This window comes from Antrihabitans auranticaus (genome assembly GCF_016481275.1).
Taxonomy (GTDB): Bacteria; Actinomycetota; Actinomycetes; order Mycobacteriales; family Mycobacteriaceae; genus Antrihabitans.
On sequence record NZ_JAEMNW010000002.1, the window covers coordinates 152,701 to 167,590 of the forward strand.

General features: G+C 63.7%; 12 protein-coding genes. 8 read left to right on the plus strand and 4 right to left on the minus strand.

Features of this window, described 5'->3' with window-relative positions; genetic code table 11:
- Positions 1 to 19: 19 nt before the first annotated feature.
- Entirely contained in the window at positions 20 to 964 is a 945-nt protein-coding gene (locus tag JGU72_RS08665) for a LysR family transcriptional regulator (RefSeq protein WP_199683417.1), read from the plus strand.
- Here the strand turns inward: JGU72_RS08665 and JGU72_RS08670 are convergent.
- Positions 961 to 1,587: a TetR/AcrR family transcriptional regulator gene (locus tag JGU72_RS08670; RefSeq protein ID WP_199683418.1), complete on the minus strand. Its 627-nt coding sequence runs from the start codon at positions 1,585 to 1,587 to the stop codon at positions 961 to 963. The two genes, JGU72_RS08665 and JGU72_RS08670, sit on opposite strands and share 4 nt — an antisense overlap.
- A gap of 100 nt (positions 1,588 to 1,687) precedes the next feature.
- On the opposite strand from JGU72_RS08670, the gene JGU72_RS08675 reads away from it, so the two are divergent.
- The 3 genes from JGU72_RS08675 to JGU72_RS08685 all read left to right on the plus strand — a co-directional run bounded on the left by JGU72_RS08675 (position 1,688) and on the right by JGU72_RS08685 (position 4,786).
- On the plus strand, positions 1,688 to 2,635 hold the full coding sequence (locus JGU72_RS08675) for an oxygenase MpaB family protein (protein WP_199683419.1): 948 nt from the start codon (positions 1,688 to 1,690) through the stop codon (positions 2,633 to 2,635).
- Between the two features lie 67 nt (positions 2,636 to 2,702).
- Positions 2,703 to 3,332 carry a hypothetical protein gene (locus JGU72_RS08680; RefSeq protein WP_199683420.1) on the plus strand — a complete coding sequence of 210 codons (630 nt, stop codon included), beginning with the start codon at positions 2,703 to 2,705 and terminating at the stop codon, positions 3,330 to 3,332.
- The gene (locus tag JGU72_RS08685; RefSeq protein ID WP_199683421.1) at positions 3,329 to 4,786 is read left to right on the plus strand and encodes a linalool dehydratase/isomerase domain-containing protein; all 1,458 of its coding nucleotides are present in this window, start codon (positions 3,329 to 3,331) and stop codon (positions 4,784 to 4,786) included. Before JGU72_RS08680 ends, JGU72_RS08685 begins: the two co-directional genes overlap by 4 nt.
- Here the strand turns inward: JGU72_RS08685 and JGU72_RS08690 are convergent.
- The gene (locus JGU72_RS08690) at positions 4,765 to 6,186 is read right to left on the minus strand and encodes an FAD-binding oxidoreductase (protein WP_199684516.1); all 1,422 of its coding nucleotides are present in this window, start codon (positions 6,184 to 6,186) and stop codon (positions 4,765 to 4,767) included. The two genes, JGU72_RS08685 and JGU72_RS08690, sit on opposite strands and share 22 nt — an antisense overlap.
- 35 nt (positions 6,187 to 6,221) lie before the next feature.
- Positions 6,222 to 7,694 (minus strand): flavin-containing monooxygenase, encoded by a 1,473-nt coding sequence (locus JGU72_RS08695; RefSeq protein ID WP_199683422.1) that lies wholly within the window; start codon positions 7,692 to 7,694, stop codon positions 6,222 to 6,224.
- Positions 7,695 to 7,788: 94 nt separating this feature from the next.
- Between JGU72_RS08695 and JGU72_RS08700 the strand changes: the two genes are divergently transcribed.
- Both JGU72_RS08700 and JGU72_RS08705 read left to right on the plus strand, forming a co-directional pair.
- Complete coding sequence (locus JGU72_RS08700; RefSeq protein ID WP_199683423.1) at positions 7,789 to 8,814, plus strand: AraC family transcriptional regulator; 1,026 nt, start codon at positions 7,789 to 7,791, stop codon at positions 8,812 to 8,814.
- Positions 8,814 to 10,436, plus strand: coding sequence for an acyl--CoA ligase family protein (locus JGU72_RS08705; protein WP_199683424.1), 1,623 nt, complete (start codon positions 8,814 to 8,816; stop codon positions 10,434 to 10,436). The genes JGU72_RS08700 and JGU72_RS08705 overlap by 1 nt, the downstream gene beginning before the upstream one ends.
- An 11-nt stretch (positions 10,437 to 10,447) precedes the next feature.
- Here JGU72_RS08705 and JGU72_RS08710 read toward each other — a convergent pair whose 3' ends face one another.
- Positions 10,448 to 12,136: an alpha/beta hydrolase gene (locus tag JGU72_RS08710; protein ID WP_199683425.1), complete on the minus strand. Its 1,689-nt coding sequence runs from the start codon at positions 12,134 to 12,136 to the stop codon at positions 10,448 to 10,450.
- A gap of 204 nt (positions 12,137 to 12,340) precedes the next feature.
- On the opposite strand from JGU72_RS08710, the gene JGU72_RS08715 reads away from it, so the two are divergent.
- The gene (locus tag JGU72_RS08715) at positions 12,341 to 13,435 is read left to right on the plus strand and encodes a ferredoxin reductase (RefSeq protein ID WP_199683426.1); all 1,095 of its coding nucleotides are present in this window, start codon (positions 12,341 to 12,343) and stop codon (positions 13,433 to 13,435) included.
- Positions 13,436 to 13,450: 15 nt separating this feature from the next.
- The gene (locus JGU72_RS08720) at positions 13,451 to 14,854 is read left to right on the plus strand and encodes a fatty acid desaturase family protein (protein ID WP_199683427.1); all 1,404 of its coding nucleotides are present in this window, start codon (positions 13,451 to 13,453) and stop codon (positions 14,852 to 14,854) included.
- Positions 14,855 to 14,890: the final 36 nt, after the last annotated feature.

A 14,890-nucleotide genomic window follows, 5' to 3' on the forward strand; every position in this document is an offset into this window, starting at 1 on the left:
GGCCGTACACTCTCTGGTTGTGGATGTCTCCACCAGGAAGCTGCGCTACTTTGTCGCGGTCGCTGAGGAACTGCATTTCAGCCGGGCGGCGGCCCGGCTGTTCGTCGCGCAGCAGGCGCTGTCGAAGCAGGTCCGCGAGCTGGAGAACGATGTGGGCGTGCAGCTTTTGCGGCGGACGACGCGATCGGTCGAATTGACCCCCGCAGGTGGAGCTTTTCTCGTGGCTGCGCGAAAAGCGCTCGAGGCGATCGATGCCGGCGTCGAGTCGGCGCGTCGTGCGGCGTTGGGCGACGGCGGGGTCCTGCGGTTGGGCTTTCTCGTCGGCGGTGCGCTCGAACTGGGCAATCCGATCATCGCGGAGTTCTCGAAGCGGTTTCCCGGCGTTCGGCTGGACCTGCGTGAGTTCGGATTCACCGATCCCGCAAGTGGATTGGCCGATGGCTCGTCCGACGTAGCATTCGTGCGGCTACCGGTAGGCGTCAGTGAGATCGACTACGTGCCGCTGTTCGTCGAACCGCTGGTTGTCGGCGTGGCGACCAACCACCGTTTCGCCGAACGGCCCTCGGTGTCCATCGACGAGATGTTGTCGGAGCCGATCGTCGTCGGGCGGACGGCTGACGATGTCTGGCGCCAATTCTGGACTCTGGACGCATATCGCGCCGGCGCCACCGCGGCGATCGCGGGGCTTTCGAACTCCGTGACCGAGGAGGTCGCGATCGTGGCGGCCGGGGTGGGTTGCACGGTCACCGCGGCCGGATCCCAGCGATACATCCCGCATCCCGCGATTCGGTACCTCCCGATAACGGGCGCCGAGCCCTCGATCCTGGTTGTCGCGTGGCCGAAGGGCAGGCGCACGGCACTCGTCGACAGCTTTGTCGAGGTCGCTCTCGCGGTGCGGGACCGGGAAACCGATATTCTCGCGCTCATCGAGCGGCCGTTCGCGGGTGCCGGAGATCTGGCTTAGGTGCCGGCACCGGTGATCCGTGTGAAGAGCAGAACGAGTTGATCGGTGACCTCGTCGGGTGTGAGGTCGAGGTGGCCGTCGACGCTGGCCATCGCGACTTCGCCTGCGGCCCCGGCAAATGCGTAAGCGAGGAGCCGGCGAGTTGCGAGTTCGGCCGGATCTTCGGTGTGGTCCGCATCGACGGTCAGCCAGATCTCGACCGCCCTGTCGATGAGCTCGTGCCGGCGCCGGGTGAGCGAGCCCGAATGGGTCTCCACGACGAGGAGGCGGGTCAGCCGCGGGTCTGCCTGTAGGGCGTTCATACCCGCTTCGATCACCGGACGCGGATCGCGCCAACCGCTCGTCGCGATAGCCGGAACGACCGCGCCGGCGAGAATGGCAACGGCCTGCTCGAGAACCGCGTCGATCAAATGTTCCAGCGACGCAAAACTTTCGTAGAAATAGCGCTTCGTGAGGCCGGACGTGTCGCAGACCTGCCGAATGGTCACGCTCGCAATGCCGACGGTCCCGAACAACTCGACTCCCGTGTCGATCAGCAATTGCCGACGCCGACTCTGCCGTTCGTTCGCGCTGACGCCGCGGAAGGGCCGAATGAGCTCGGTCCTTGCGGTCGGCTGACTCATCGGAGGCGCCCCTTCTGTTGTTGACACCGCTTGGTATCAAGATTAGCGTCACGAATGTTGATACGACGTGGTCTCAACTTTAGTGGAGGATGCCGTGGACGTGCCCAATCCCGCCGGAATCGTGATCGACCAGGCATTCGATCAGCTGATCAGAAAGCGCTTCTTCAAGGGCGTGCGTTTCGACGAACCCAGCGGAGATCCGGGCTGGTTCGGTCCGCACAGTCCCGTCTGGTATGTCCACGAGCACACGCCCGCGATGATTCTCGGCCTCGGCGCAGCGGCAGTCATCGAGACACTGCATCCGGATTTCGCCTGGATGGGATACGACCATTCGCGCGCGGTCGAGCGCGTCGCGGGAAGGCCGACCGGCGGAGTCGACCCCGAAGGCCTGTTGGTGCGTGGGGGACATTCCTTCTCGTTCTTCATGGCCGTGGGCCACGGTCCGACGCCTGCAGCCGACCGTGTCACACGCGCTGTTCGGGGAATGCACAACAAGGTTCGCGGCGTGCGACCCGACGGCCGAGCCTACGACGCCGACGACCCTGAGACGTTGCGCTGGGCATATGCCACCGTCGTCTGGGGTATCGCCACGGCCCACGAGCGGTACCACCCCAGGCCGCTGACTGGTGCCGACCTCGACGAGTACTACCGCCAGTTCGTGAAAGTCGGCGAAGCACTGGGTGGCGTCGACCTGCCTGACACCAAAGTGGCTGTTGCCGAATATCTTCTGGATTCGGTCCCGCTGATGGGGGTGACGATGCCGACCGTCGACCTGCTCACATCGCTGAACTCGCGCAGTACCCCGCTACCCGTCCGCGCGGTGACCGGGTTGGCCGAGTGGGCTCTCCTCGACCTGCAACCGGGGTGGGCGAAGAAGCTGCTGCGCGTGCCGCACTACAGTCCGCCGACGGTCATAGCGCGGCGTGCAGCCGTGTGGAGTGGGCTCAACGCAGCGCGCTACGGGGCGGGACCGCTGCGCGAGGTACGGCAGTCGCGTCAGCGAGTGAATCGGAAGCGCGCCGAGACGACCGCATTGCACGTTGCCTGAGTTCGCCCGGACCGCGCGACGTGGGTCGTAGACTCGCAATGATCCGGTCCCGACGAAGGGAGCCACCGTGGTGTGTTGTGCGCTCGCGACCCTGCTGATCGCGTGGGCTCCACGGCTGTGGCGAAAGTTGACCGGCCGTGGCAGGCAGCTCGAACCGTTTGCGCCGGTTGCCTACCGCGCCGGTCCGGGCGAGGTTGTGCAGCAGGTACGGGCGCCCGAGCGCGAAGATGTGCCGGCACCGCCCGATGGTGGGTGGCATTCATATGTATTGCGTTGTGCGGCAGCTGCTATCGGGATCTACATCGGTGTCGTAGCGTTGCTGATGTACCTGTCCGTCGGGCACGACATGGCTGCCGCGGGGGCCTGGACGAGCCGGACTACCTTGCTCGCACTCAGCGCGATTGTGGGGTTGTCCGCAGAGCAACTGGGCGGACGCGAGCTGACCGGACTGCCGCGAAGGCTCGCGATCGGTGTGGCGTTGCTGGTCGGTGGCGCGATGTGGCTCCTCCTCGGCCTGCTCGACATGCACTGGTTCGTCTTGTTCCATTTCACGTCATTCGGTGACGCGTTGTTCCACGGCGTCGCCGTTGCGGCAGCAGCGGCCGGCTTGACCATGCTGCTGTCGCGGCCCGATCCCACGCCCGCTCAGCGAAGTGCAGGCCTTGTCGAAAACAAAGTCGAAATGAGAACAGCATGATTGCTCCGACGTTCGAGTCGACGCCCGAAGAACTCGCAGTCCAGCGTCATCAGCTCGACCTTGCATTGCAGCCGTTGGACAGTTTCAAAGGATTCGATCACCTGGAACAGTTCGGCAGCTCTGCGTATCGCTACCAACTGAACTTCATCACGTACTCGTTGTGCATGGCGCAATTCACCCGGACGCCCGCTTTCACCGGATATCTCGTGGAAGCACAACGCAATGCGATCGTGAAAATGACCGACAAGCGCGTCTGGGCCTACTGGGCAAAGGAAAACCTCATCGGCTACGGCGGCCTGGACCCCGACCCGATGGTGCGCCGAAATGTCATGTACACAGGCTTCTTCGGCGCGATGATCGGCCTGTACGAAACCCTCAATGCCGACCGGAGCCTCTCCGTGCCGGGTGCGCTCACACTCGTGTGGAACAAGAGGAAGAGTTTCCCGTACGACTTCGCCCGCATCTGCGAGGCAATCGAACGCAATATGCGCGAGAAGCCGGGACAGCCGCAATACCCGTGCGAGCCACGCCTTGTTTACCCGATGTGCAACGCCTATGCGATCAACAGTCTCGTCATGCACGACCGCTTGCACGGTACAGCGCACACTGGCGACCTCGTCGACCAATTGCGTACGAGTTATCGACGCGACGGCTGGCTTCGTAAAGACGGAAGGTGGATCGGCGGTGGCACCAGGTCGGGTCGAAAGATCTTTCCGCCGTACCTCGGCAACGATGCCTCGATGGTCTACTGGCTCACCGCCACGATGCCCGACGTCTCGGAGTACTGCTGGAACATCGTGCGCGACAAGCACGTCCTACTCGACGACGCGGGCGAACTCGACTTCAAGTCGGGCCCCACCGAAATGATCGATTTCGGCAATTACGGAATGCTCAAGGGCGACGTCTTCACGCGCACAGCGCTGATGGCGGCTGCTCGCGAGATGGGCGATCTCGAAGCGGCCGCGGCCATCGACAGGTCTCTGCAGCGGCGGCATGCACTCGTCGAAAAAGACGGCCGCCGTAAGTTCAAGGGAGTCTCGAACTGGGCCAACGGATTTCATGCCCTCGCGCTTTTCACACGGCCGGGGGCCGCCCGAGACCTCGTGCTGGGCAGCGTCCCCGCAGAATGGAAGACCGGTCCGATTCTCGCCGACGCGGCGTATCCGGCTGTGCTGGTCGCCAAGGCGGTATCGGACGGGCGCGCGCTCGATCTCGTACTCCGGCCCGGCGCCGAACCGGGGCGGGTGAAACTCGCGGTGGCTCGCCTTGTTCCTGGCACGGATTACCGCGTGACCGGCGCTGTTTCCGAGGTCGTCACCGCGGGTGCCGATGGAAAGGCGATCTTCGACGTCGACCTCGACGGTCGCACCGAGGTCCGGCTCGTGCCGGTCGTCGGCGGTCAGGTCGAGGCGGCCGAGGCAGCGCTCGCACATCACGTTGCTGCGAGTGGATGACCCTTCAGCAGTCCGGCCGGGTCTGTGCGATCCCGCAAGGACCGCAGACGTGTGAGATTTCCGCCGTAGGCGGCCTGAATCTCGTCTTCCGTCTCGCGGAATCCGGGTCTCAGCTCGACGCTGTACACGCCGAGTCTGTGGGGTGCGAGCGCGGCGAGAGTATTTCCCGCCCACGCCAGGCAGGCATCGCCGTCGTCCTCGGGTGACCAGATCGCATTCAACGGAATGTTCCACTCGCCCTTGCGGCCCCAGAATGCAGTTGCCCCGTCGTCGACGTCGCCGAGAGCGCCGCCCGTGTGCTGGAAGTCGATCCGGCAAGCCTGTGTGGGTGCCGCCCGGATCTGCTCGGCCAACGCGTCAGCGACGGCGGAATCCAGTGTCGGTCCGACGAACACGGACTTGCCGAAGAAGGAGCCGCGCAGATCGGCGGGTTCGGGTAGCTGGATCGGTTCGGGTTCGGCACCGTTTGCGCCTGGAATTGCGAACTGGGGGAGGCCGTCGAGGTACGTGCCGCTCATCTCCGAGCGGTAGAAGGCGTCCCGCTTCGAACCTCGGGTGACCGCGGTCGTAGCCGCCCGAGCACGATCTATGTCCTGCGCGTCCTGGCTCGCGCATGCGGTGAATACGAACAGAACCGGATCGTTCGGCGAGAGTTCGGTGTAGCCGAGGACGGCGCCCATCGTCGTATCGCGGGGGAGTTCGGGTGCGACGCGGAAGTATTCGGGGAGTGCGTCGAGTCCTACGACCGCCCGGTCGACCCACATCGGTCCGACCTCGTGCGTGCGGAGCACGGCCGAGGTGACGACACCGAAGCTCGGTGCGCAGCCGCGGACTGCCCACCACAGGTCGGCTTCGGTGCCGGAACTGTCTTCGGACAACCGGACCACGTCGCCCGATGGCAATACCAGTTCGACCTCCACGAGGTGATCGAGTGTCAACCCGAGACTCCTCGTGAAGTATCCGACGCCACCACGGGTGGCGAGTCCGATACCGGCGTGACCGACGATGCCGACCGGCACCGCGCGACCCGCCGGCGCAAGAGTCCGGAGCATGCTGCCGACGGTGGAGCCGCCTTCGAGCCTTACTCGATCACCTTGTGGGCGTGCGGATTTCAATCTTGCCGACAGGTCGAGCATGACCGTGCCGTCGGCGACGCAGTTCGAACTCAACCCGCCGCCGCGGACGTTGACCGGGCACCCCGTCGCGGTGGCGATGCGCAACACGGCCGACACGTCGTCGACCGTTTCCGGCTGCACTACGCAAGCGGGATGGCGTCGTGATGCGTCGGGAAAGAAGACCCGACCGAGTGCGTTCTCGTATCCGCGGGTCCCAGGCTGATGCGCGCGCGAGCCGAGTTCGGATTGCAACCGGTCGACGCACTCAGAGGACCGGTTTTCGATGTCGGCCGTCACGGGTCCATCTTGGCACCGATCGGTCAGTGCGTGGTCGCCTTGCGATGTTCGTAGTCTGCGAAATCGACTGCGCGGGTGGCGCGGGTGTACGCGACATGCGAGCCTGGCCAGACAGCGGTCACCTTGCCCGCATCGGTGTGATACCAGCCTGGGCAGCCGGTCGTGAACACTGTGCCGCCGAGGGCGTCCTGCAGCTTCTCGTTGAATTCGTCTTGCACGTCCTGGCGAATATCGAGCCAGCCACCTTCGGCGCCGATGCGCTGGATTGCGATACGCGCGTACCTGGCCTGCTTCTCGAGGAGGTAGGTGATCGTGTTGGTCAACGAGCCGGTGTTCGGGCCGTACATCATGAACAGGTTCGGATAGCCGGAGACGGTGATGCCGAGGAATGCCTCGGGTCCGTCCTTCCACTCAGTGTGCAGCTTGCGTCCGTCGCGTCCGGTGATGTCGATCGGCGCGAGGTACTCCGACGGAGTGAACCCGGTGCACCAGACGATGATGTCGGCCTCCACTTCGCTACCGTCCGAAAGCACCAGGCCCTTCTCGGTGACGCGGTCGACGCCCGCGGAATGCAGGCTCACATGATCGCGGTCCAGCGTGGGATACCACTTGTTGGACAGCAGCACCCGGTTGCAGCCGAAGCGGTAGTCGGGCTTCACTTTTTCGCGCAGTTCGGGATCGCGGATCTCGCGGAGGATCTTGAGCCCGAGCCACTTCTCGAACGCAATCTGCCCGATGTACGCCTTGCGAGAGATCAACGGTGCGCGCGATTCGTACCAGACCCATTCGACGTTGTGCTGCAGGCGAGCAAGCCCCGGCACCCTCCGCAGCATCGAACGAATCAGCGGGTTGGTCTGATGATCCCACTTGTTGCCGACCCAATAGGCCGAGCGCTGAACGACATGCAGGTCGCTGACCTGATCGGCGATTGCCGGCACGATCTGCACCGCACTAGCGCCGCTACCGACGACGGCAACCTTCTTACCGGTCAGGTCGACGTCGTGATTCCACTCCGCGGAGTGGAACTGGTCGCCTGCGAACCTGTCCATGCCTTCGAGGTTCGGGATCTTGGGTCGCGAGAGCTGACCGGTCGCGCAGATCAGCGCATCGAAGTGCTGAACCTCGCCATCCGCGAGTTCGATGCGCCACCGTGCGGCGGACTCGTCGAACGACGCAGAGACGACTTCGGTGCCGAACCGGATTTTCGGCGTGACCTTGTACTTGTCTGCGGTGCGTTGCAGGTAGGCGTGGATCTCGGGCTGCGATCCGAAGCGTTGTGACCATTCGGATTCGAGTTCGAAGGAGAACGAGTAGATCGGCGAAGGTACGTCGCAGGCCGCGCCGGGGTAGGTGTTCGCGCGCCACACGCCGCCGACCGAGTCGCCGCGCTCGAAGACCGTGTAGTCCGCGATACCGTTTAGGTCGAGCTCCATTGCTGCCGCGAGACCACCGAATCCAGCGCCGATGATCGCTACGGTGGGGGTCGATGTCGTCATAGTGCAAAGGTATTCTTCGTGGCCGCTCAGTCTGTTGTCCCGAGAGGGCGTACCTTTGACATTTGCGGACACTTCGAGGGAGCAACTGACGAACATGCCTGCCTGGGATCACCCGAGAAGCCTCGCTGCGGCGCGGATACTGGTCGAACTAGGTGTCGAGCGCGGGCTGCCTGCCAACGAGTGTCTCTTCGGGACAGGACTGAGCGTTGCTGATCTAGGCAACGTCGAAATGCAGGTCGAGGCCTGGCAAGAACTCACGATTGCGCGAAACCTCATCGCCCACCTCGGCGACACGCCGGGCCTCGGCGCCGATGCCGGCCGTCGCTACACATACGGCTCCCTCGGCATCTGGGGTTACGCGTTGCTTTCCAGCCCGTCGGTGCGCGAGGTCATCCGGCTCGGCGTCCGCTACGCGGAGTTGTCGTTCGCGTTCATCAAACCGATCATCGCGGAGAACCCGCAGCGGACGGTCGTCATATTCGACGACGCAGAGATTCCGCTCGACGTCCGGGCGTTCTTCGTCGAGCGCGAACTGGCAAAAATTGCCACGCTGCTGCCCCTGGCGATCGGTGCGCGCCGTGGTGTGCACGCCGAGACGTCGTTCACGGGAGATCGAGCCGCGGCACTGCGTAGCCGGCTGGGTGAACTCGAACTGCGGTCCGGCGAAATGCAACATCAACTCGTGTTCGACACAGCCATCCTCGACACCAAGTTGCCACAATCCGATCCGGTGGTCGCTCGGGCGCTGGAACAGCAGTGCACCGAATTACTGGAACTGCGCCAGAAACGCCGTGGCACCGCTGGGCGAGTACGGTCGCTCGTCCTTGCCGAACTCGACACGTCACCCACGGTCGAAGATATCGCTGCTCGCATCCACATGGACGAGCGAACTCTGCGCAGGCGTCTGGCGTCCGAGGGAACGACCTACCGCGAGCTTCTCGACGAAGTCCGGTCGACGATCGCTGCGCAACTGCTCACCGTCGACGGCCTGACCTTGAACGACATTGCCGGTCGACTCGGCTACCACGATGCCGCAGCATTCAGCAGGGCTTACCGGCGGTGGACGGGGACGGCTCCGCGGCACACGCGTTCGGCACAACTGGAAAGGCAACGTCTGTGATGACCGAGATCGATTCGACCTCCTTTACCGAATTGACGCCGCTGGCGTTTCTGGAACGGTCGGCCGCTGTGTTTCCGGAGAAGGTTGCGATCGTCTACGGCGAGCGACGGGTCACCTATCGCGAATTCGCGAACGAGGCGACACGGCTTGGAAATGCATTGCGCGCCAGCGGTATCGAGCAGGGCGACCGTGTTGCCTACCTCTTGCCCAACATTCCGGAAATGCTGGTTGCCCACTTCGGCGTCGGCCTCGCAGGTGCGGTGCTCGTCGCTGTCAACACACGCCTCGCGCCGGCCGAGGTTCGGACGATCCTGAATCATTCAAGGGCCAAGCTGCTCGTCGTCGATTCCGGTTTGCACGCGAGTGTCGCGCCCGTGGTGGGGGAGTTGGAGTCGGTCGCGGAGGTCGTGACAGTGACAGACCCGGCGTCCGGCGCAGATCCCGACGCAGCGGTCGGCGGGATCGGGTACGACGAACTGCTTGCGCGGGGCAGCGACGACCCGCTGCCGTGGACCACGCCCGACGAGCGGGGACCGATCTCCATCAACTACACGTCCGGCACGACAGGAAAGCCCAAAGGTGTTGTGTACCACCATCGCGGCGCGTACCTGAACGCGCTCGGAGAGGTGATTCACTCGCGGCATACGCCGGAGTCTGTGTACCTGTGGACTCTGCCGATGTTCCACTGCAACGGGTGGTGCACGACCTGGGGCGTCACGGCGGTCGGTGGCACCCACGTCTGCCTGCGCGCGGTGGATGCCGACCGCATCTGGGACCTGATCGATACCGAGGGCGTCACTCATCTCAACGGCGCGCCAACAGTGTTGGTGACGATCGCGAACGGCGCCAAAGCGCACAAGCTCGAAGGTGGGTTGATCGTCACAACGGCGGGAGCGCCGCCGAGTCCGACCGTCATCTCGACGATTCAAGGTTTCGGCGCGACGCTCGTGCACGTCTACGGGCTCACCGAAACGTACGGTCCGTACACGGTGTGTGAGCGCCAGACCCATTGGGCGGAAAAGGATCCCGACGAGGTCACCCGACTGATGGCGCGACAGGGAGTCGGATACGTTGTGACCGACGGCGTACGTGTCGTAGACGCCGACATGAACGACGTCCCGCGCGACGGGGAGACCATGGGCGAGGTCGTCATGCGCGGAAACAATGTGATGACAGGGTATTTCGAGGATCCAGCCGCGACCGCGAAGGCCTTCGAAGGTGGCTGGTTTCACTCCGGCGATCTCGGCGTCATGCATCCGGACGGCTATATTCAGCTACGGGACCGAGCGAAGGACATCATCGTCTCGGGTGGCGAGAACATTTCGACCATCGAGGTCGAGGCCGCGTTGGATTCGCACCCAGCGGTCCTCGAGGTGTCGGTAATCGGTGTGCCCGACGACAAGTGGGGTGAGCGGCCGAAAGCCTATGTGGTGTTGCACGATGGTTCGACTGTCAGCGAAGCCGAGCTGCGCGCCCACGCGAAGACGCAGATCGCGTCCTACAAAGTGCCTGATGCGATCGAGTTCATTGCCGCCCTGCCGAAGACGTCGACAGGCAAGATCCAGAAGTTCACCCTTCGCGAACGTGCCTGGGAGGGCCAGGAATCGCGGGTCAACGGTTAGTCGCGCCGGTCCTATTCGCCGGCGAGGATTGTCCGCAGCCGCGCTGTATCCTCCGTCGTCCAACCGGCGGGTTCGAGAATTGCCGCCCACGCATCGGCCAAGTCGGCACGGAAGGTGTGGCCGTGTCCCTCCGGGACGCTGTTCGACACCGCCATGTCGGCCGATACCTGCAGAAACGTTACGAAGGGGAACCACCGCGTCGAAGGCAATACGTCGTAACCGCGCTCCTCGCGTAACCAGTCGGGACGTTCGTAGATCAGCTTGGGTGTCCACCACGTGATCGGGTCCGACGGGTGCTGGAGGTAGATGACCCGAGGCTGCGGCCACGCGGTGTCCGGCCGGTCGAGGTCCGCAGGCCGCGCCACGAAGCGAACAGTCGTGCCGTTGCGATAGACCGGCAGCCACTCGGGGGTCCCGGAATCGCGATCCGCGGTGAAGCGCGACCACAGGACGTTGCTGTTCGGTGCTCCGACGAAGAGGGCGCCGTTGGTTCGGGCCGCTATGTCGGCCGCACTGTCGAAGGCTGATTCGCCGCCGAACGACCCGAGGCTCTCGCCGAAGACGACGAGGCGCGGCCTGCTTTCCGCGGGCAACGACTCCCATCTGGCATGAACGGCATCGAACAGAACGCGGCCGGCATCACGCGCGCGGTCCTGGTCGACGAGGAAGGAAATCCAGCTCGGCAAGTACGAGTACTGCATGCTGACGAGCGCGGTGTCGCCGTTGAACATGTATTCGAGAGCGGCGGCAGAGCTTTCGTTGATCCAGCCGCTTCCGGTTGTCGTGATCACCCCGAGTACGGCACGGTCGAAGCCGCCGGCCCGCTCGAGTTCGCGGACGGCCAGGTCGGCTTCGGCTTCGATATTCTCTGCCGAGGCCAAGCCCGTGTAGGCGCGCACGGGTTGAGTTGCGGGCCTGCCCGAGAAGTCGGTGAGTTCGCCGACGGTCGGCCCGTTGGCAACAAAGATTCTGCCCTGGCGCCCAAGTGAATCCCACGTGACGAGCGATTGGGGACCCCCGGATCGCTCGACGATTTCGGGCTCCGGTGAGTCCGGACGGTGCTCGTCGTTGAGTTCCTGGAACGACGAATCGAGCATCGAATAGATCCCGCGCCACACGACCCCGTTCACGAGGCCGATGGTGAGCACCAAGATCAGGACGACGCCGATCGCGGCGGACACTCGCGGCGGCGCGATGCGGCCGATCTGACGCCCCGTCCAGCGCGCCGCACGAAGCCAGAGCCGAGACAATGCGACCAACACGAAGAACACGATCGCGGCCACGACCGCTGTGACTGGCCCCGCCCACCATCGCAGGCCGGAAACCTCCATGAGGGAACGCAATTCGTCTTGCCAGGACTCGTACCAGATGATCAGCGGAATCGAGACCACGACGGTGACCGCAGCCAGGATCGACCACGACCGGCGGTCCATATCCCGTCCGAACTCCCGCGGTGCGAAGGCTTTACGCGCGAGCACCGTGACGAGGACGCCGATCGCGTAACCGAACGCGGCGGAGCCCCCGCTGACAACACCCTGGAACATCGGGCCGCGCGGCAGAAGTGAGGGCGTCAAGGAGATCCAGGCGAAAATCACTGCGAGAGCGAGGGCGCCGAACTCGTAGCCTGCCGGTACGAAGCGCGCTGGTGCGAACCGCGTCGTGGGCGCAGTGGGTCGCGCGGACTCTGTCTCGGATGTCATGACGTGTCTCCTACGCGAACATCGGACCTCGTGGCAATCACGATAGACCCGTGGACGGTTGATAGCGGACAAATCGGAAGCTCATTATCGAGTGTGTCTGTGTGCACCCAAATTCATTGCTAAATGTCGAGGTCAATCGCTGATAAGAACCAATATTGGACGACTTGGACTAGACTTCAGTGAACAGTTGTGTACCGTGTAGGCATGGCAGAACGTGGAGCCAGTCCTCAAGTTCCCCGGGTGCGCAGACTGTTGTTACGAGCGGTTCGGCACCTGTTCAGCCCCCTGCGCCCTGACGACTACCTCGAGCTCGTCAACCCGCTCTGGACGACGCGCGAATTGCGCGGCCGGGTCGAGCGTGTGGTGCCGCAGGGTTCGGAAGCCGCCAGTGTGCTTATCCGGCCGAGTTACGAGTGGCGTGGTCACAAACCGGGCCAGTATGTTCGCCTCGGCGTGGTGATCGACGGCGTATTTCACTGGCGCGCATATTCTTTGACGTCGGACCCGAACCCGCCGGATGGCCTCGTCAGTGTCACACCGAAACTCGTCGAGAACGGTACGGTGTCGCCGTACCTCGTTCGTGAGATAGCGCGTGGCGATGTGGTGCGTCTCGGCGAGGTCGAGGGCGTGTTCACTCTTCCTGAGCCCTTACCGCCCAAGCTGCTGTTCATCAGCGCCGGCAGCGGTATCACGCCGATTATCAGCATGCTCCGCAGCTTGCAGCACCGCGGGGAGTTGACCGACGCCGTCGTGGTGCACTCTTCGCACACGCGGGAACAGGTCATGTTTCTCGACGCCCTCGAAGAATTCGACCGGCGTAACGAGGGCATGCGGCTGGACCTGCGGATCACCAGTGATCGCGGCCGAATGTCGCCCGCCGACATCGACGACATCTGTCCCGATTGGCGCTCGCGAACGGCGTTCTGTTCGGGGCCCGGCGAGTTGCTCGACGGCCTGATCGAGCACTGGGAAGGCCATGGCGACCCGGAACGCCTGTATTACGAACGGTTTCAACCGGTCATAGGCGGAAACGGCGAGGGCGAGGGCGGCAAGGTCACGTTTGCGGAGAGCGACGTGACGACCGAATGCGATGGCGGCACACCGATTCTCGAAGCAGGCGAGGAAGCCGGCTTGAAGTTGGCGTACGGCTGCCGCATCGGCATCTGCCACACCTGCGTCGGCACCCTGCGCTCCGGCAAAATCCGTGACCTGCGCACCGGAGAAGTGAGTGAACCGAACGGACAAGCAGTTCGCATCTGCGTCAACACCGCAGAGGGAGATATCGAACTTGCCCTCTGACCGAAAGGAATTCTTGTGACCACAGCAGTACAGAGCCCTACAGCAGTACAGAGCCCTCTCGCTCATCTGAGTGCGGAGGACCTCGAAAAGCTAGCCAAAGAGTTCGACGCGATTCACGACGAGGTGTACGCCGACCTCGGCGATCGCGACCGCCGCTACATCAAGACCGTGATTTCGGTCCAGCGTCAACTCGTGGTCGCGGCCCGAGTTCTACTGTTGGCGTCCAGATCCAACTCCGCGTGGCTCGCGGGCACGGCAGGCCTCGGCATGGCCAAGATTCTCGAGAACATGGAGATCGGGCACAACGTCATGCATGGTCAGTGGGATTGGATGAACGATCCTGCGATCCACTCTTCGGTATGGGATTGGGATACGGCATCGACGGCGCAATCGTGGAAGCATTCGCACAATTACATCCACCACACCTTCACCAATATTCGTGGCAAGGACAAGGATCTCGGTTACGAGATCATGCGAGTCGATCCGAATCAGCCCTGGCATCCCGTCTATCTCGCGCAGCCCTTCTACAACGTGCTGCTCATGGCGTTGTTCGAATGGGGAGTGGCGCTGCACGATACAGATCTCGAGGCGCTCTTGGCGGGCGAGAAGTCGATGTCGGACGTTCTCGAAGACCTCAAAGGTATTGCGGGAAAGGCACGTAGGCAGGTCGTCAAAGACTACATCGGCTGGCCGCTGGTCAGTGCCGCCGCGTTTGCGCTGGCACAGTTGGCCCTCCGTGGCCGCATCGGTCAGCCGTCTGAATCGCGCGTCGCGCGACTGCTACGGAAGAAGTCGAAGCGAGGGCGCGTCGGCGCGCTTGCAGGCACTCTCGACAAGGTCCTGCCTGGCGCCGAAAGTACCTTCCTCAGAACATTGCTCGCCGATGCGGTCGCCAATGTGATTCGCAATATCTGGGCACACGGGATCATCTTCTGCGGCCATTTCCCGGATCAGACCTACACCTTCAGCCCGGAGGAAGTCGAGGGCGAGTCGCGCGGCGGTTGGTATGTCCGGCAACTCGTCGGCGCCGCAAATATCGAGGGCGGCCCTCTGTTTCACGTCATCAGTGGAAATCTTGGCTACCAGGTCGAACACCATCTCTACCCGGACATGCCGAGCAGTCGATATTCCGAGATTGCGCCGAAGATCAAAGACATCTGCGAGCGCTACGAACTGCCGTACAACACGGGTCCGCTGTGGAAGCAGTGGGGAACTGTCCATCGGACGATCGCACGCCTCGCGTTGCCCGGCGGAAAGCAGCGCCCGAAGCCAGGCCCGTTCCGCAGCGATCGAAACGGCGGTGAGCGGGTCGAGCCGAGTGAAGCCGCCCGATTCCGCGATCGAGTTCCCGCCGATGATCCGGTTGCGGGGCCTGAGCACGAGGACACCGGGGTAGCGGTTTCACCACCGCCGCGTTAGCGCCCGCTGCCAGGCTGCTGACCGAATTGAGCGATG

What these genes read in the sequence shown, in the direction of transcription:
- JGU72_RS08670 (WP_199683418.1), bottom strand. Translation starts at nt 1,587, where the DNA reads ATGAGTCAGCCGACCGCAAGGACCGAGCTCATTCGGCCCTTCCGCGGC.
- JGU72_RS08685 (WP_199683421.1), top strand. Translation starts at nt 3,329, where the DNA reads ATGATTGCTCCGACGTTCGAGTCGACGCCCGAAGAACTCGCAGTCCAG.
- JGU72_RS08695 (WP_199683422.1), bottom strand. Translation starts at nt 7,694, where the DNA reads ATGACGACATCGACCCCCACCGTAGCGATCATCGGCGCTGGATTCGGT.
- JGU72_RS08700 (WP_199683423.1), top strand. Translation starts at nt 7,789, where the DNA reads ATGCCTGCCTGGGATCACCCGAGAAGCCTCGCTGCGGCGCGGATACTG.
- JGU72_RS08705 (WP_199683424.1), top strand. Translation starts at nt 8,814, where the DNA reads ATGACCGAGATCGATTCGACCTCCTTTACCGAATTGACGCCGCTGGCG.
- JGU72_RS08710 (WP_199683425.1), bottom strand. Translation starts at nt 12,136, where the DNA reads ATGACATCCGAGACAGAGTCCGCGCGACCCACTGCGCCCACGACGCGG.
- JGU72_RS08715 (WP_199683426.1), top strand. Translation starts at nt 12,341, where the DNA reads ATGGCAGAACGTGGAGCCAGTCCTCAAGTTCCCCGGGTGCGCAGACTG.